The sequence below is a fragment of the Lysobacter rhizosphaerae genome, from assembly GCF_054779795.1.
Genome location: NZ_BAAGXO010000004.1, coordinates 187542 through 202288 on the forward strand (window position 1 = coordinate 187542; position 14747 = coordinate 202288).

Sequence of the window (14747 nt, forward strand, 5' to 3'; positions counted from 1 at the left end):
ACTACGGCCGGTGACGAACCGGCGCGACAGGCTTTAGCGGGCCAACGCCCGCCCTACGTCATTCCTTCGTTTCACCAGCCGGAGTAAGGAACCAGGCCTCGACCGTGCCATTCATCTTCATCGTCATCGGCTGACCGCGGCGGTCCAGCGCCTTGCCCACCGGCAGGCGCACCCAGCCCTCGCTGATGCAGTACTCCTCGACGTTGTGGCGTTCGACCCCGTTGAAGCGGATGCCGATGCCGCGTTCGAGCACGGCTTCGTCGTAGAACTTGCTGCGCGGGTCGTTGGAGAGGTGGTCGGGGGGCGTCTCGGACATGATCGTGCTCGGTTCAAGGAGGCGGTGCGGCCGGCATTGTAACTAGGGCGCCTCGCCATTGCCCTGCGCCTTGGCGCGGGCGATCACCGCCTTGACCTGCGCGCGGTCGTGGTGGCGCGAGATCGCCACCGCGCCGAGGGCGATGGCCTGTGCGCGCAACGCCGTGGTGACGTCGTAGTGCGCGCCGCTGCTCTTGTTCTGGAAGGCGCGGCGCGGGATGCCGAGCCGGGCCGCCATGGCGTGGAGTTCCTCCAGCGTGTCCGCCATCAGGTGCGCCCAGCGCTCGCCACGCCAGGCATGCACGGCGTCGTCGACATACACGGTCATGCGCGCAGTGTGTCCCATTGCGCGCGCGATTGCAGGCGTGAAGGCGCCTATCATGCGCACATGTGCCTGATCGCCGCCGCCTGGCAGCAGCATCCGCGCTATGCGCTCGCCCTCATCGCCAACCGCGATGAATTGCATGCGCGCCCTGCATCGGCCGCGGCGCCCGATCCGGAACAGCCGGATGTCTACGGCGGACGCGACCTGGAGGCGGGTGGCAGCTGGTTGCAGGTGTCCACGCGCGGACGCCTGGCGGCGGTGACGAATGTGCGCGTGGGGCGCAATCCGGAAACCGCGCCACGATCGCGCGGCGCGCTGGTGCGCGATTTCGCCCGCGGCGACGACGATGCGGCGTCCTACGCCGCGCGGCTGGCGCCGATCGCCATGGAACACGGCCGCTACAACCTGCTGTGCTGGGATGGCGACGCGCTGATATTCGCCACAAACCATCCCGAAGCCGGGTCGGGTGCCGTGTCGCCGGGCGTGCATGCGATGTCCAACGGCGCGTTCGATGCGCCCTGGCCCAAGAGCGGCCATGCCACGCGGGCGTTGCGGGCCTGGCTGGATTCACCGGTGTCTTCGCATGAAGTGGATGCGGCGGCGCTGGAGCCGCTGTTTGTGGCATTGGCCGATACGCTGCCGGCGCCCGACGCGGCGTTGCCGGACACCGGCGTGGGCCTGGACATGGAGCGCTGGTTGTCGCCGCCGTTCGTGCGCGGTGAACGCTACGGCACGCGTTGCAGCACCATCGTCCTGGTCGGGACGGATGCGATCGTCTTCGCCGAGCGCCGCTTCGGGCCCGATGGCGTGCCGCAGGGCGACAGCTTCGCCACGCTTCCCCGCATCGGTTGAATTCTTCTCCCCGCTTGCGGAGAGAAGATGCCCGAGGGGCAGAAGAGGGGGAACGTAAATTCTTCTCCCCGCGTGCGGGGAGAAGATGCCCGAAGGGCAGAAGAGGGGGAGCGAGCGCAGCGAGCTGCCGTTGTTTTGGCGAGAACCAGAAGAGCAAAGCAGCTCGCTGTGCTCGCTCCCCCTCACCGCCCCGTTGGGGCGCACTCTCCCCGCAAGCGGGGAGAGGCAGGGAAGCGCCGCTCCTGTCCCGGCCCGCCGGCACAGCCGTCGGGCGTTCGTCGGCGCATGCGCCAGTGGCGCATGAGCGCGCCTCCTCACCCCTTGATGCACACCACCTGGCGCAGCGTGTGCACGACTTCTACCAGGTCGCTTTGCGCCGCCATCACCGCGTCGATGTCCTTGTAGGCGGCCGGTGATTCGTCGATCACCCCCGCGTCCTTGCGGCATTCGACATGCGCGGTGGCCTCGCGGTGCTGCTTCAGGGTGATCTGTGCGCGCGCGGCGGTACGGCTCATCACGCGGCCGGCACCGTGGCTGCAGCTATGGAAGCTGTCGACGTTGCCCTTGCCGCGCACGATGTAGCTGCGCGCGCCCATGCTGCCCGGAATGATGCCGAGCTCGCCCTCGCGTGCGCTGACCGCACCCTTTCGCGTGACCAGCAGCGACTCGCCGAAGTGATCCTCGCGCTGGACGTAGTTGTGGTGGCAGTTCACCGCTTCCTTGTCCAACTGGAACTTCGGCAGGCGATGGCGCATCTCATGCAGCACCCGCGCCATCATCGCCTCGCGGTTGGCCCGCGCGTAGTCCTGCGCCCACGACACCGCCTCGACGTACTCGCCGAACAGCGCCTCGCCTTCGAGGAAGAACGCGAGGTCCCGGTCCGGCAGATGGAAGCCGAGCACGCGTTTCTCCAGCTGGCGACGCGCCAGCTCGATGAAGTACGTGCCGACCATGTTGCCGGTGCCGCGCGAACCCGAGTGCAGCATCACCCAAACGCGATCCGCCTCGTCGAGGCAGATCTCGATGAAGTGGTTGCCGCCGCCGAGCGTGCCGATCTGCTTGTCGACCTTGTCCGGACGGATCTTCGGGTGCTTGTCGCGGATCACCGCGAGCCGTGCCATCAGGTCCGACTGCGCCAGTTTCGTCTCGACGCTGTCGGGAATGCGGCGATGGTCGCCGCCCGGGCCGTTGCCGACCGGGATGCTGCGTTCGATCGAGTTGCGCAGCAGCGCCAGGTCGTCGGGCAGGTCGTTGGCGTGCAACGTGGTCCGCACCGCGGCCATGCCGCAGCCGATGTCGACGCCGACCGCGGCCGGGATGATCGCGCCCTTGGTCGGCACGACGGAACCGACGGTGGCGCCGATGCCGAGGTGGACGTCGGGCATCACCGCGACCCACGGACCGACGAACGGCAGGGTGGCAATGTTGCGCAGCTGCTGCCGCGCCTTGTCTTCCAGCGGGACGCCATGCACCCAGCCCTTGATCGGCGTGGTGGCGCCCTCGGCGTGGAGGAACTCGTAGTGGTTGTGTTGCGTGTTCATGGGGAATCCCTTCGTTGAAAGATTCCACGCGACGGGATCCGTCCCGTCGCGTGGAGATTACTGCTTCAGGCTGACCAGTTGCTTCATGACGCCGTCCAGGCCGCCAAACACCGTCAGCTTGTCGATCTTCTCGGTGACCTTCTCCAGAGCCTCCAGCTCCTTCAAACGCATGAGTACCGGGCTCTCCTCGATGAGCTTCGCGGTGTTGAGCAGCGAACGCGTGGCGTTCGCCTCCTCGCGGCGACGGATGACGTTGGCCTGGGCCGCCTTCTCCGCCTGCACGACGCTGTTGAGGATGTCCTTCATCTCGCCCGGCAGGATCACGTCCTTGACGCCGACGCCGAGCACCTCGATGCCCAGCTGCACCACGCTGCCGCGCGCGTAGCCGAAGATGTCGGCGTCGAGCGAGGCCTTGTCGCCGAGCAGTTCGTCCAGCGTCTTGGCGGCGATCGCCTTACGCAGGCCGTACTGCAGCTCGCGGTACACGTAGTCGCCGTACTTGGCGACCTTGGTGCGCGCGGCCACCGGATCGGCGACGCGGATGCTCGCGGCCAGGTTCACGCGCAGGCTCACCTTGTCGCGGGTCAACAGCTCCTGGCCCGAGACTTCCATGGACTGCACGCGCAACTCGACCAGCTCGACACCCACGTTCTTCTGGAAGTTCCAGAAGGCGTAGGCGCCCGGGGCGAGCGTGCGCACCAGCTTGCCGTCGATGAACAGCAGGCCGGCGTTCTCCTCCGGCACGATCAACGACACGGTGATGCGCTCGAGCACATTGAGCTGGCGCAGGCGCTTGACCACGCCGGCCTCGACCTCGAGGCCGTTCGCGAGCGACACCGCCTGCACCTGGACCGGCACGAGGCCCTTCCAGTACAGCTTGCGCGTACCCGGTGCGAGCACATCCTCGAGCTTGCCGTTCTTCAGCACGAGACCGACTTCGTCCATGCCGAGGTTGGCGAGCACGAACGTCTCGTCCAGCTTGCCGCCCAGCGTGGCGATCAGCACATCGGCATCATTGCCGCCGTACTCGGGCCTGGCGATGTTGTGCACATTCACTTCGATGCGCGCGAGCGGATCGAACCAGCGGTACACGCCCGGCGCCAGCACGCCTGCGAATTGACGGTTGCGATACACCAGGCCGCGCTCGCCATCACCGATCACGACCCTCTTGGTCCAGAACATTGGAAATTCTCCTTGTTGGCTCGCGCCGCGACGGTCCCACCGAAACCGGTGGTCAAAAACGAGCCGCAGCGAGTGGCACCGCCGAACAGCCGGCGGCTTTTCTCCGTTTCCGAAGAAATAGGTGGAAGCGCCCCTGACGCCGAAGCCGCGGAGCATTGCGCGCTGTCCGCAAGGCGACGATCGCGTTCTTCGCAGGGACGGCGATGCGGCTGCCGTTCCACGTTTCCAGCGATCGCCGGCTTGCCTCGAGGGCGCAGGCCCGGCGACTTCACCGCTGCGGTGTTCCGTTGCACGCCGCACACGCGGTGCGGCGCTTGGCGAAACGCCGCACGGGGCGTTTCCTGGTTGGGCTTTCGCCCGGATAACGACTTAACAGGTCGTTTTGGAGCGGGACTCGAACCCGCGACTCTCGGTGTTTAAGACCGATGCTCTACCCGACTGAGCTATCCAGTGGTGGACGAACCGGATTCGAACCGGCGACCGTCGGCATCAAGTGCCGCTACTCTTGCCTCTGAGCTATCGTCCGCTCGCGAAACACCTTCTCCCGATCCTCGGCATACGCCACGGCAGGGCCGCGCGCACCGGACGGGATCCAAACCCGCACCGCTGCGAACCGTTCGATCGATGTTCCGCATTGACCTCTCGTCGAAGAGGCCAATCCGTGCGCGAGTGCATCCGCCTGCCGCCCGTGCCGAAGCATCCAGGCACAGCGCATGAAGCGCTTTCGCGGCTTTCCCTGCCTCGGACCAGCACTGTCCGGATGCTTCGGGGAGCGCGATGCAATCGCGATAAAACTTTCGAAAATCCCTTTGCGAACGGCAAAAAACAAAACGCCCCCGGGTGGGAACCCGAGGGCGTTCGCGTTGCCTCGGGAGATCGGGGTGACCGATCTCCGCTGGCGAGGATCAGTCTTGGTGGATGAAGCCCTTCTGCGCGCGTTCGTCACGCGGCAAGCCGCACGCGGCCAGCCCGTGGCCGTAAGGCCGCAGTGCAGTCGGGTTGGCGATGTGGAAGAAGGTCGTCATGGAAGTTCGTATTGTGAAAATGTCGCGCAGTGGCGAAGGTCGCGCACCTTACGCGCGTGCTTTTTTTCTTGCAAGGGTCAATCCGACGAACGGTCGTCTTGCGTCATCGCAAGCGGCGGCGGATTTCTTCCGTTGTCGTTCGCAAGCTGCAACGCGAGGCGTGGTCAAGGCGGCGATGTCGGTGCTGCCCGCATCGTGGCCTCGCCCCATGCCGGCACGCGCCAGCGCATGTTGCGTTCGACGCGCGCGCTCACGTCGCGGCGCAGGTCGGCGTCGATGCGGAAGCCGGGAGGTACGGAGCGCGACTGGATTTCGGGCGCGCGCATGCGTCGGGAGAAGACGGACTGCAACACCGGCGACACGTTCTGCGCGGTGACGGTAATGGCCGGCGCGGCATAGACGTCGGTGCGGTTGGTCAGGTCGCCGTTGCTGGTCTTGACGAAGAACGGGACGAATACGTTGCTGCGGCTCACCAGGGCCTGGTAGTCGCCGAGGAAATACGCACCGCCCGCCTGCGGCGCCGTGGTCAGGTCGAAGGCCGTGGCCACGTGCGTTTCGGTCCAGGTCAGTCCGCCATCGCCGGATCGCGCCAGCCAGTAATCGGTCGGCAGGCTGGCCGCGGCGGTGTTGTTGCGCAGGTCGTAATAGGTCACCCCGACATCGCCGTTGGCGCGCACGTGCACGGAGGGCGTGAACGCCGCCACGTTCGCGGCGCTCACCCGCGACGGCGCCGACCAGGTCACGCCGTTGTCGGTGGAGCGCGAGATCGCGATCGAGTCGAAGGTGCCGTTGTTGAAGCGCGCGTCCTGCCACACGACGAAGAGATGGCCACTGGGCGCCACGGCGATCTGCGCGAGGTCGGAGCCGTCGCGCACCGGGATGTTGCTTTGCGGGTCGCGCGTTCCCACCGCCAGCAGGTCAGCGATGCGCACGGGCGGCGACCACGTCGCGCCACGATCCGATGAGCGGATCACATCTAGGTGCGCCGCCGTAACGGTGGCGGAGACGCGGTCGATCTGGGTGAACAGGTTGACGAGCGTGCCGTTGGGCGCGACCACGATGACATTGCCCAGGGTCTGGCTCGCCGCGCCCGGGTCGTAGATCGCGCGTGCCGCCTCCCAGCTGGCGCCACCGTTGGTGGTGCGCGTGAAATAAGTCGGTCCGCCCGCATCGCCGGCGACCAGCCGGTCCCAGGTGGCGTAGACGAAGGCCGCGTTGAACGGGTCGGCGGTGATCGTGTTCTTGTCGTTGAAGAAGCCTTCACCATCCTGGATGAGAGTCGTCGGTGCGCTCCAGCTGCGGCCGCGGTCGGTCGAACGCACTACCAGCATGGCATTGACGGAACCGGGTTCGAACGAGCCGCCCGTGGTCACCAGGCCCATCGCGTAGGCGCTGCCGTCGGGCGCGAAGGTGATCCACGGATCGGTGGCGCGCGCGTAGTCGCCGCCATTGGCGAATGTGCCGCCGCCGCAGCGCGATACCGGCAACGGCGTGCGCGTCCAGGTCTGGCCGCCATCGGCCGAGCTCGCGCTCATCAGGCCGCGCGAGGACCCGTTCGACCAGCGGTCCTGTTGCCAGACCCCGATCAGGTTCGCCGGGTTGCTTGGGTCGACGGCGACATGCGGCTCGACCTCGGCGTTCTGGTACAGCGTTCCGGCGGCGGCCATGCCGTCGCAGTTGAGCGTGAAGGGCGACGGCGCGGACACGAGGAACTGCGCGTCGGTCATCGGCGGAGGCGGGGGTGGGGGTGGAGGCGGCGGAGTGGACATGCCACCACCGGATCCGCCACCGCCACCGCAGGCGGCCAGCGCAAGGACGAGGGCTCCCGTGCCCAGCCGTACCGTGGAAAGCATCGCCGCCTGCACGCGCATTGCCGCTCCCCTTCCAGGATCCGATCCAGTCTAGCTACGTCCTCATCTGCCGCATCCACGGCCGCGCTTGCCGACAACAAAGGTCAGACGCCGCCGGTTTCGCGCGTGCCGCGGGTAGGAATCAGCGCGCCATCAGGGCCGGGGTGGCATGGAAACGGCGCGGGTAGTTGCGTTCGTCGCTGACGGTACTGACCATTTCGTCGGGGAGGTCGGGTGCTGCGTACACCACGTAGGCGATGTCGCCCTGGTCGCGCACGCCGACGTGGTGGAGGCGATAGCGCGACTGGCCGGCGCCGGTGTTTTCGGGGTAATGCAGGGGTGGGCGATCTGTATCGAGGTCGAGTTCGGCGTTGTCCACCGAACCACCGACGAATAATGCACGCATCGTGATCTCCCGATTGAACAGCGGATTCGATCATGCCCTCGGGAATGTTGGTGCCGCGTTAACGGGAGCGGCGGGGGCCACGCTGGTAGAACACGCCCTATAGAACGCGCCCTGTAGAATCCGCGCTGGTTTATCAGGTGAAAGCCGAGCGTGTACGCCGACGGTCCCGATTCCGCGCTCGAAACCCTGCTGCTTCCGCTGGCCGACGGCTCCCTGTCGTGGCCGCGCGAGGGCGGCGCGCTGTTCCTGCGTGCCCGTGATGGCTGGCCGCTGCACCAGCGGGCGTTGCCCGGCCTGGTGTGCGAACAGAGCTTCAAGCCGGACGCCGACGCGCTGCAGCGCTCGGGCCTGGCGCTGGTGGAAGCGGATGCGGACTCGCGCCACCCGCTGGTGCTCGTCCTGCCACCGCGCCAGCGCGAGGAGGCGCGAGCGCTGTATGCCCGCGCGATCGCGCGCACGGCACCGGGCGGGCGCGTGCTGGCGTGCGTGCGCAACGACGAGGGCGCCAAGTCCGGTGAGGCGGACCTGGCCAGGCTCGCCGGGCCGCTGGGCCAGTTGTCGAAGAACAAATGCCGTGTGTTCTGGACCGCGCCGCTGGACGGCACCGCGGATGCGGCGCTGTTCGAGGCATGGCTGGGCCTGGATGCGCCGCGCGAGATCGCGGGTGGGCGCTTCCTGAGCCGCCCCGGCGTGTTCGCCTGGGACCGGATCGACCCGGCGTCGGCCCTGCTGGCCGCACACCTGCCAGGCGACCTGCAGGGCGCCGCCGCGGACCTGGGGGCGGGATATGGCTACCTCGCCAGCGAGTTGCTGGCGCGCTGCCCGCGCATCGCCTCACTGGACCTGTACGAAGCGGAATACCGGGCGCTCGATCTGGCGCGCGCCAACCTGGCCACCCAGGCGGGAAAGGTGGCGCTGGAGTTCCATTGGCATGACGTCACCACCGGCCTGGGCCGGCGCTACGACACGATCATCAGCAACCCGCCCTTCCATGCCCAGGGCCGCGCCGACCGTCCCGACATCGGCCGCCGTTTCATCGCGGTCGCGGCGCAGGCGCTGAACCCCGGGGGCCGCCTGTGGATGGTCGCCAACCGGCACCTGCCATATGAAGCGGAACTCCTGGCGCAAAAGTTCGCCAGCGTGCGCACGGTCGCGCAGGACCGCGGATTCAAGGTGTTCGAGGCGACCCGCGACTGACGTGACGTTGCGATATCGCCAAAGCCGCGTCGGCGGCTGGAATTGTCAAACCACGCGTTTTTGAACTCTTTCGATGAAACTAATAAAACTAATCGCCAACCTCGGCTACGGCAGCCGCAAGGATGTCGCCGCGATGTTCCGCGCCGGCATGATCACGGATGCGGCCGGCGAAGTGTTGTATGCCGACGACCAGGTCGCGCACGACGCCATCCGCATCGACGGCGAGCCGCTCGATCCGCCCGCGGGCATGCTGCTGATGCTGCACAAACCCGTGGGCTATACCTGCTCGACCAAGGATCCCGGCCGCATCGTCTACGACCTGCTGCCGCCACGCTTCCGCCTGCGCTCGCCGCTGCTGTCGACGGTGGGCCGGCTCGATCGCGATACCAGTGGCCTGCTCCTGCTGACCGACGACGGTGCGCTGCTGCATCGCATCGTCTCGCCGAAAGCGCACCTGCCCAAGGTGTACGAAGCCGCCCTGGCGAACGACCTGCGCGGCGACGAAGCCGCGCTGTTCGCCAGCGGCACGTTGTTGCTTGAGGCGGAGAACACGCCGCTCGCGCCCGCGCGGCTCGAAGCGGTCGAACCGCGGCTTGCCCACCTCACCCTCATCGAAGGCCGCTATCACCAGGTGCGACGCATGTTCGCCGCGGTGGGCAACCATGTCCTGTCGCTGCATCGCAGCCGCATCGGTGGGCTGGCGCTCGATGACCTGCCGGCGGGGCAGTGGCGTGCGCTGGGCGAGGCGGATCGGGAGCGCCTGTTCGACAACGCGTAGCTGCGCTGTCGCATATTTCACGCGTGCATCACGCGGATGAACAAAAGTGGCCGTGAACCCGGTCACCCTTCGCATGCGCGATTTTTCGCGGCCTGCGAGTGGAATTGCGGCGGCCATCACGCGCAGCACGGTGTTTCCGAAATCCGGCCTGAATACGGGCCTGAACGGTCGTTGCCGGTGTGTCGTGTGCGCCTAGCATCTGTCGCGCGCCGCCAGCGGCTTCGACTGACGACATGGTGGCTTCGACTCAATGACGAGGATCGCTGCAATGACTGCAAAGAACACCGTGCTCTTCGCCGCGCTGGCCGCGGCCCTGTTCGCCGCGACGCCGGCCTTCGCCCAGGATGCTCCGCCGGACACCGTCGAAACCGACGCGGCCGTTCCGAAGGATCGACTGGTCGACGCATACGCGGGCACGCTCTTCGCCGGCGACGAAGTGGCCGCGGGCGACGCGATCACCGCGCTGCGCACCGGTGGCGACTTCACCGTGGTCACCACCACCACGCAGCAGGTCAAGAACCCCGATGGCACCCTCGCCACCAATCCCGACGGTTCGCCGAAGATGGAGACCGTGACGGTGGAAAGCGTCGTGGCCAACGCCAACGGCCCGATGGGTTGGGGCGAGGTCGACCATTCGCTCGGCCTGGCCCAGGCGCTGGTCGATGGCGGCAAGGCGGCGAGCTTCGACGAAGCCCTGCTCGGCGCCGCGACCACCACCACGGTGACCAACCCCGATGGCACCACCACCACGACCACGAGCCACAGCGGCGGCGTCCTGCAGATGCGCGCGGATGGCATGGGCTGGGGCCAGATCGCCAAGGAACTGGGTTTCAAGAGCCTGGGCGAGGTCAAGAGCGGCCGCGCCTTCGCCGACTCGGCTGAAGACGGCACCGTCGCGGTGGCCGCCGATGCCTCCACCAAGGGCCGGGACGCGGCGAAGGTCGCGCACGAAGACCATGGCAAGGGCGCCAAGGCCGAGCACGTCGCCAAGGCTGATCGCGTCGCCAAGGCCGATCGCGTCACCGGCAAGCCAGACAGGGTCGAGCGCCTGGCCAAGGTCGAGCGCCCGGCGAAGATCGATCGTCCGGACCGCCCGGAACGCCCGAGCAAGCCCGAGCGCGTCGGTCGCCCCTGAGCGACGGCACGACAAATAGACACACGGGCGCCTTCGTGGCGCCCGCGTTGTATCCGGGTCGAAGGTTTCGGCCTGAGGCAAACAGGAAGAAGGAAGGTTTGATGAAGCGTTCTGCAGTATTGGTGGCCCTGCTCCTGGCGGCAGGCATGGCCCACGCCGACGACGGTTTCAGCTATGCCGTCGGCGTTGACTACAGTTCCGGCGATTACGACAGCGACACCACGACCAAGATCCTGTCCGTGCCGTTCAGCGGCAAATACACCACCGGCGACTGGGTCTTCCGGGCGAGCCTGCCGTGGGTGCGCGTGGATGGCGATGCCAACGTCGTGCCGGGCCTGGGCAGCGTGGAGAACACCAATCCAAAGGGGCGCGGTCGCGGTAATGGCAATGGCAATGGCGGCGGGGGTGGCGGCCAACCGATTGCGCCGACCACCGGCATCACCTCCGGCATCGGCGACCTGCGCCTGGCCGCGATCTATGCACTGCCGCTGCAGGGCGCGTGGGGCGTGGATCTCACCGGCAACGTCAAGATCGCGACCGCCGACGAAGACAAGGGCCTGGGCACCGGTGCCAACGACTTCGGCGCGGCGATCGACGTCTACCGCAGCGTGGGTGCGGCCACGACGTTGTTCGGCGGCGTGGGCTACACCTACCTGGGTGACTCCGACTTCATCGAAGTGGACTCGGTGCTCAACGGCAACATCGGCCTGAGCCACAAGCTCGGCGACAACAGCATCGGCGCGGTGTACGACTATCGCGAGCCGACGTCCGCGGACGCCGACGACCGCAGCGAAGTCACCGGCTTCTACACCTTCGCGACGTCGAGCACGAGCAAGATGCAGGTGTATGCGCTCATGGGCCTGTCCGCAGGCAGTCCGGACTGGGGCGGGGGCCTGAGTTTCAGCGCGGGTTTCTGATTGCGGCGATGTGTGTTGCAGCCCGATCTGTATGAAAACGGCGGCCGATGGCCGCCGTTTTCGTTGGCCGCATCGCCTCGTTCAGGACTTCAGCAACGCGCGCCAGCCTTCGCTGCCGAGTCGCTCCAGCGTGGCGATGTTGCGCGTCACGATCGCATCCGGATCGGGGAACGCGGCCACCGCGCGCTCGACGCTGGCTTCGCGCAGCAGGTGCAGGGTGGGATAGGGCGAGCGGTTGGTGCAGTTGCCGACGTCGTCGCGCGCGGTGCCGGCGAACTGGTAGTCCGGGTGGAAGCTCGCGATCTGGATATCGCCCTCCAGGCCGAGTTCCGCGACGAGGCCATCGGCGAGGTCGAGGAAGTCGTTGTAGTCGAGGAAATCCGTCAGCACGTACGGATGCACGATCAGCGTGGTGTCGGTCTGTTGCGGGTCGGCGTCGCGCAGCCACAGCAGCTCGGCATGCAGCTGCTGGTACAGGGCGTCACTGTCGCGCGCCTCGCTCAGCACGAAGCGAACCTGCTCCTTCACGTACACCGCCTTCGCGAACGGGCACAGGTTCAGGCCGATCACCGCGCGCTCCAGCCAGCGGCGGGTGAGGGCGATGGGATCGTCGCCGCTCATGGCCGCGGCTGCCGCGCGTAGCTGACGGTCAACAGCTCCCAGACGTGGCCGTCAGGTTCGTTCCAGTACACGATGCTGCCGCCGTGCTCTGTGTTGACCTGCATGTCCGTGGTGCCGTGCGGCGTGCTGCGGTAGGCGATGCCGGCCGCCCGGATGCGTCCGAGGATGGCCGCGAATTCGTCCGGCGCAACGCGGAAGCAATAGTGCTGGACCGGAAACGGCCCGGCGGCCGTATCGAAGTCCAGGGTCAGCCCGTCGTTGACGTACACGGGGCAGAACGGGCCGACGCCGGTTTCCGACCACGGCACTCCGAGCACATCCGCCAGCAGTTCCGCCGCGGCATGGCGGTCGCGCGAGGGCACCAGCAGGTGATCAAGTTGTATCGCCATGGCATGCCTCCTCGTGCGCGAAAACAATGCACGGGTGTGCGGCGCTCAGTCGCGGAAGTTGTCGAACTGCAGCGGGCGCTCGTATTCGGTCGCCTTGAGCAGTGCGATCGCCGTCTGCAGGTCGTCGCGCTTCTTGCCGATGATGCGCAGCTTGTCGCCGTTGATCTGGCTGTCGACCTTGAGCTTGGCGTCCTTGATCGAGCCCTGGATCTTCTTGGCGAGGTCGCGCTCGATCCCCTGCTTAACCGTGATCTTCTGTCGTGCGCCGGCGAGGTTGCTTTCCACGGCGCCGAATTCGAGGCAACGCGCATCGATGCCGCGGGCGATCAGCCGGGCGCGCAGGATGTCTTCCATCTGCTTGAGCTGGAAGTCGCTCGGCGCGGACTGGTTGATCACCTGGTCTTCGAGCGAGAACTTGGCGTCGACGCCCTTGAAGTCGAAGCGGGTGGACAGCTCGCGGTTGGCCTGGTCGACGGCATTGGTCAGCTCGTGCTGGTTGACTTCGGAGACGACGTCGAAGGAAGGCATGAGGGAACTCCTGTTCTGCGGGTGCTGTGCGTTCGTGGGGGCAAAAGGGTAACGCAAGCCGCGTTGGCACTGGATAGACTGCCGTTCCCATGCCGCTGTTGCTGCTGCCTCTGCTGGTCGCCGCGCTGGTGCTGCTGTGGCTGCTGTTGTGGCCGTTCGCACTCTGGCAGCGCTATCGCATGGGACGCGCACGCCGCCGCGCGATCGCCTGGGTGGCCGGGCTCAACGCCTGGACGCTGCTGGTGTCGGCATGCGTGTTCCTGCTGGGCGCGTGGTTGACGGGGCACTGGGTGGAAGCCGCGCTGGCGCACGCAGTGGCGGGCGTGGCGCTGGGGATGCTGTTGGGGTGCATTGGCCTGCTGTTGACGCGCTTCGAAGCCACGCCGCAGGGCCTGTACTACACGCCGAACCGCTGGCTGGTGCTGGCCATGACCCTGGTCGTCGCCGCGCGCATTGCCTATGGCCTGTACCGGATGGAGCAGGCCTGGGTCAGCGACGCGCACGGGGCCTGGCTGTCGCAGCAGGGCAGCGTGCTGGCGGTGGGCGGCGTAGTGCTGGGCCACTACCTTGCCTACGCGTGGGGCCTGCGATCGCGCCTGCGCCGGGCAGCGTGACCTGCGGCCTATTGGTCTGGCGATGCCGCTGCGGCAGTTTGCCGGGCGTGGACTTCATGCAGGAGCGGCCATGCGTAGCGTCGTGAAATGGATGCTGATGACGGTGGTGCTGTCCGGCTGCGCCGTCGTGCCGTCATCGCCCGCGCCCTTGCCGGGTGAACCTGTCGCCGCGGGAATTTCGCTGTTGCCCGGTACCTTCGTGGCCGGCACGCAGCCGGACGGCAACACCGTGTTGCTGCGTGGCCGGGACGCACTGGTGGTGGTCGACAGCGGCCGCCATGCGCAGCACACCGACCGGATCCTCGCCGCCGCGGACGCGAGTGGCGCGCCAGTGGTGGCGATCATCAACACGCACTGGCATCTCGATCACGTCGCCGGCAACGCGGCCCTGCGCACGCGCTATCCGCGGGCCGAGGTGTATGCCAGCGATGCCATGGATGACGCGTTGCACGGCTTCCTCGCCGACTACCGCGCGCAGCTGCAGGCGCTGATCGCGCAGCCGGGCACCGCTGCTCCCCAGGCGCTGGCCGGCTGGCGCGAGGAAGTCGCGCGGATCGACAGTGGCGACCGCCTGCGACCGACCCGCGTAGTGACGGCGCCGCAGGAAGTGTCGCTGGCTGGGCGTCGCCTGCATCTGGGCCTGGAGCGCAACGCGGTGAGTGGCGGCGATGTATGGTTGCTCGACCCGGCCACGCGCACGCTGGTGGCCGGCGACCTGGTTACGTTGCCGGTGCCGCTGTTCGACACCGCATGCAGTGACGGTTGGCGACAGGCATTGGCGCGGCTGGACGCGATCGACTTCGCCCGCCTGGTGCCCGGCCATGGTGCGGTGATGGATCATGCGCAGTTCGCGGTGTACCGCGTGGCGTTCGACCACCTGCTGGAGTGCGCGGCGACCGATGCTGCAGCCGCTGCGTGCAAGGCCGGTTGGCTGCGGGATGCGCGCACCTTGATTCCGGCGCAGGACAACGCGCTGGCGGATTCTCTGCTCGACTACTACCTCCAGGTGCTGCGCGCGCCGCCGGAGCGCCGCAATCGCTACTGCCGCAAGGACATGAAGTGACCATAGACA

Annotated in this window: 16 protein-coding genes and 2 tRNA genes; 7 read left to right on the forward strand and 11 right to left on the reverse strand. The window is 67.4% G+C overall.

What is annotated here, in order from left to right; all coding sequences use genetic code 11:
* Window positions 1-58: 58 nt before the first annotated feature.
* Both ACYVGE_RS08005 and ACYVGE_RS08010 read right to left on the reverse strand, forming a co-directional pair.
* Entirely contained in the window at window positions 59-316 is a 258-nt protein-coding gene (locus tag ACYVGE_RS08005) for a DUF3297 family protein (RefSeq protein ID WP_310055452.1), read from the reverse strand.
* A 42-nt stretch (window positions 317-358) separates the two neighbouring features.
* Window positions 359-643, reverse strand: coding sequence for a DUF4031 domain-containing protein (locus ACYVGE_RS08010; protein ID WP_310055455.1), 285 nt, complete (start codon window positions 641-643; stop codon window positions 359-361).
* A 60-nt stretch (window positions 644-703) separates the two neighbouring features.
* On the opposite strand from ACYVGE_RS08010, the gene ACYVGE_RS08015 reads away from it, so the two are divergent.
* The gene (locus tag ACYVGE_RS08015; protein WP_460728771.1) at window positions 704-1492 is read left to right on the forward strand and encodes an NRDE family protein; all 789 of its coding nucleotides are present in this window, start codon (window positions 704-706) and stop codon (window positions 1490-1492) included.
* A gap of 314 nt (window positions 1493-1806) precedes the next feature.
* Here ACYVGE_RS08015 and ACYVGE_RS08020 read toward each other — a convergent pair whose 3' ends face one another.
* The 6 genes from ACYVGE_RS08020 to ACYVGE_RS08045 form a co-directional block, all read right to left on the reverse strand.
* Entirely contained in the window at window positions 1807-3033 is a 1227-nt protein-coding gene (locus ACYVGE_RS08020) for an RtcB family protein (RefSeq protein WP_460728773.1), read from the reverse strand.
* Between the two features lie 57 nt (window positions 3034-3090).
* Window positions 3091-4215, reverse strand: a complete 1125-nt coding sequence (locus tag ACYVGE_RS08025; RefSeq protein ID WP_460728775.1) for a slipin family protein — start codon at window positions 4213-4215, stop codon at window positions 3091-3093.
* 383 nt (window positions 4216-4598) lie between these two features.
* Window positions 4599-4664: transfer RNA gene (locus ACYVGE_RS08030), tRNA-Leu, on the reverse strand.
* A 2-nt stretch (window positions 4665-4666) separates the two neighbouring features.
* Window positions 4667-4740: transfer RNA gene (locus tag ACYVGE_RS08035), tRNA-Gln, on the reverse strand.
* A gap of 664 nt (window positions 4741-5404) precedes the next feature.
* Complete coding sequence (locus ACYVGE_RS08040; protein ID WP_460728778.1) at window positions 5405-6967, reverse strand: sialidase family protein; 1563 nt, start codon at window positions 6965-6967, stop codon at window positions 5405-5407.
* Window positions 6968-7232: 265 nt separating this feature from the next.
* Window positions 7233-7496, reverse strand: a complete 264-nt coding sequence (locus ACYVGE_RS08045; RefSeq protein ID WP_310055469.1) for a hypothetical protein — start codon at window positions 7494-7496, stop codon at window positions 7233-7235.
* Window positions 7497-7646: 150 nt separating this feature from the next.
* On the opposite strand from ACYVGE_RS08045, the gene ACYVGE_RS08050 reads away from it, so the two are divergent.
* The 4 genes from ACYVGE_RS08050 to ACYVGE_RS08065 all read left to right on the forward strand — a co-directional run bounded on the left by ACYVGE_RS08050 (window position 7647) and on the right by ACYVGE_RS08065 (window position 11523).
* Entirely contained in the window at window positions 7647-8693 is a 1047-nt protein-coding gene (locus tag ACYVGE_RS08050) for a class I SAM-dependent methyltransferase (protein ID WP_460728780.1), read from the forward strand.
* A gap of 73 nt (window positions 8694-8766) precedes the next feature.
* Window positions 8767-9471 carry a pseudouridine synthase gene (locus ACYVGE_RS08055; protein WP_460728782.1) on the forward strand — a complete coding sequence of 235 codons (705 nt, stop codon included), beginning with the start codon at window positions 8767-8769 and terminating at the stop codon, window positions 9469-9471.
* 268 nt (window positions 9472-9739) lie between these two features.
* Window positions 9740-10606 carry a hypothetical protein gene (locus ACYVGE_RS08060; protein ID WP_460728784.1) on the forward strand — a complete coding sequence of 289 codons (867 nt, stop codon included), beginning with the start codon at window positions 9740-9742 and terminating at the stop codon, window positions 10604-10606.
* 101 nt (window positions 10607-10707) lie between these two features.
* On the forward strand, window positions 10708-11523 hold the full coding sequence (locus ACYVGE_RS08065) for a transporter (RefSeq protein ID WP_460728786.1): 816 nt from the start codon (window positions 10708-10710) through the stop codon (window positions 11521-11523).
* A gap of 81 nt (window positions 11524-11604) precedes the next feature.
* Here the strand turns inward: ACYVGE_RS08065 and ACYVGE_RS08070 are convergent, their stop codons facing one another.
* From ACYVGE_RS08070 to ACYVGE_RS08080, 3 genes are read right to left on the reverse strand one after another with little or no spacing between them, the layout of a single operon-like run.
* Window positions 11605-12144 carry a DUF1415 domain-containing protein gene (locus ACYVGE_RS08070; RefSeq protein WP_460728788.1) on the reverse strand — a complete coding sequence of 180 codons (540 nt, stop codon included), beginning with the start codon at window positions 12142-12144 and terminating at the stop codon, window positions 11605-11607.
* Entirely contained in the window at window positions 12141-12533 is a 393-nt protein-coding gene (locus ACYVGE_RS08075) for a VOC family protein (protein ID WP_460728790.1), read from the reverse strand. The genes ACYVGE_RS08070 and ACYVGE_RS08075 overlap by 4 nt, the downstream gene beginning before the upstream one ends.
* 45 nt (window positions 12534-12578) lie before the next feature.
* Window positions 12579-13061, reverse strand: a complete 483-nt coding sequence (locus ACYVGE_RS08080) for a YajQ family cyclic di-GMP-binding protein (RefSeq protein ID WP_460728792.1) — start codon at window positions 13059-13061, stop codon at window positions 12579-12581.
* Window positions 13062-13150: 89 nt separating this feature from the next.
* On the opposite strand from ACYVGE_RS08080, the gene ACYVGE_RS08085 reads away from it, so the two are divergent.
* Together ACYVGE_RS08085 and ACYVGE_RS08090 are read left to right on the forward strand one after the other, a co-directional pair.
* A complete protein-coding gene (locus tag ACYVGE_RS08085; RefSeq protein WP_460728794.1) occupies window positions 13151-13675 on the forward strand; it encodes a DUF1453 domain-containing protein in 525 nt (174 codons plus the stop codon).
* A 70-nt stretch (window positions 13676-13745) separates the two neighbouring features.
* Entirely contained in the window at window positions 13746-14738 is a 993-nt protein-coding gene (locus tag ACYVGE_RS08090) for an MBL fold metallo-hydrolase (protein ID WP_460728795.1), read from the forward strand.
* Window positions 14739-14747: the final 9 nt, after the last annotated feature.

Excerpts from the sequence above, each read along its gene's own strand:
- ACYVGE_RS08010 (WP_310055455.1), bottom strand. The coding sequence starts at position 643 with ATGACCGTGTATGTCGACGACGCCGTGCATGCCTGGCGTGGCGAGCGC.
- ACYVGE_RS08085 (WP_460728794.1), top strand. The coding sequence starts at position 13,151 with ATGCCGCTGTTGCTGCTGCCTCTGCTGGTCGCCGCGCTGGTGCTGCTG.
- ACYVGE_RS08060 (WP_460728784.1), top strand. The coding sequence starts at position 9,740 with ATGACTGCAAAGAACACCGTGCTCTTCGCCGCGCTGGCCGCGGCCCTG.
- ACYVGE_RS08070 (WP_460728788.1), bottom strand. The coding sequence starts at position 12,144 with ATGAGCGGCGACGATCCCATCGCCCTCACCCGCCGCTGGCTGGAGCGC.
- ACYVGE_RS08075 (WP_460728790.1), bottom strand. The coding sequence starts at position 12,533 with ATGGCGATACAACTTGATCACCTGCTGGTGCCCTCGCGCGACCGCCAT.
- ACYVGE_RS08015 (WP_460728771.1), top strand. The coding sequence starts at position 704 with ATGTGCCTGATCGCCGCCGCCTGGCAGCAGCATCCGCGCTATGCGCTC.
- ACYVGE_RS08025 (WP_460728775.1), bottom strand. The coding sequence starts at position 4,215 with ATGTTCTGGACCAAGAGGGTCGTGATCGGTGATGGCGAGCGCGGCCTG.
- ACYVGE_RS08040 (WP_460728778.1), bottom strand. The coding sequence starts at position 6,967 with ATGACCGACGCGCAGTTCCTCGTGTCCGCGCCGTCGCCCTTCACGCTC.
- ACYVGE_RS08005 (WP_310055452.1), bottom strand. The coding sequence starts at position 316 with ATGTCCGAGACGCCCCCCGACCACCTCTCCAACGACCCGCGCAGCAAG.
- ACYVGE_RS08080 (WP_460728792.1), bottom strand. The coding sequence starts at position 13,061 with ATGCCTTCCTTCGACGTCGTCTCCGAAGTCAACCAGCACGAGCTGACC.
- ACYVGE_RS08055 (WP_460728782.1), top strand. The coding sequence starts at position 8,767 with ATGAAACTAATAAAACTAATCGCCAACCTCGGCTACGGCAGCCGCAAG.
- ACYVGE_RS08020 (WP_460728773.1), bottom strand. The coding sequence starts at position 3,033 with ATGAACACGCAACACAACCACTACGAGTTCCTCCACGCCGAGGGCGCC.
- ACYVGE_RS08090 (WP_460728795.1), top strand. The coding sequence starts at position 13,746 with ATGCGTAGCGTCGTGAAATGGATGCTGATGACGGTGGTGCTGTCCGGC.
- ACYVGE_RS08065 (WP_460728786.1), top strand. The coding sequence starts at position 10,708 with ATGAAGCGTTCTGCAGTATTGGTGGCCCTGCTCCTGGCGGCAGGCATG.
- ACYVGE_RS08045 (WP_310055469.1), bottom strand. The coding sequence starts at position 7,496 with ATGCGTGCATTATTCGTCGGTGGTTCGGTGGACAACGCCGAACTCGAC.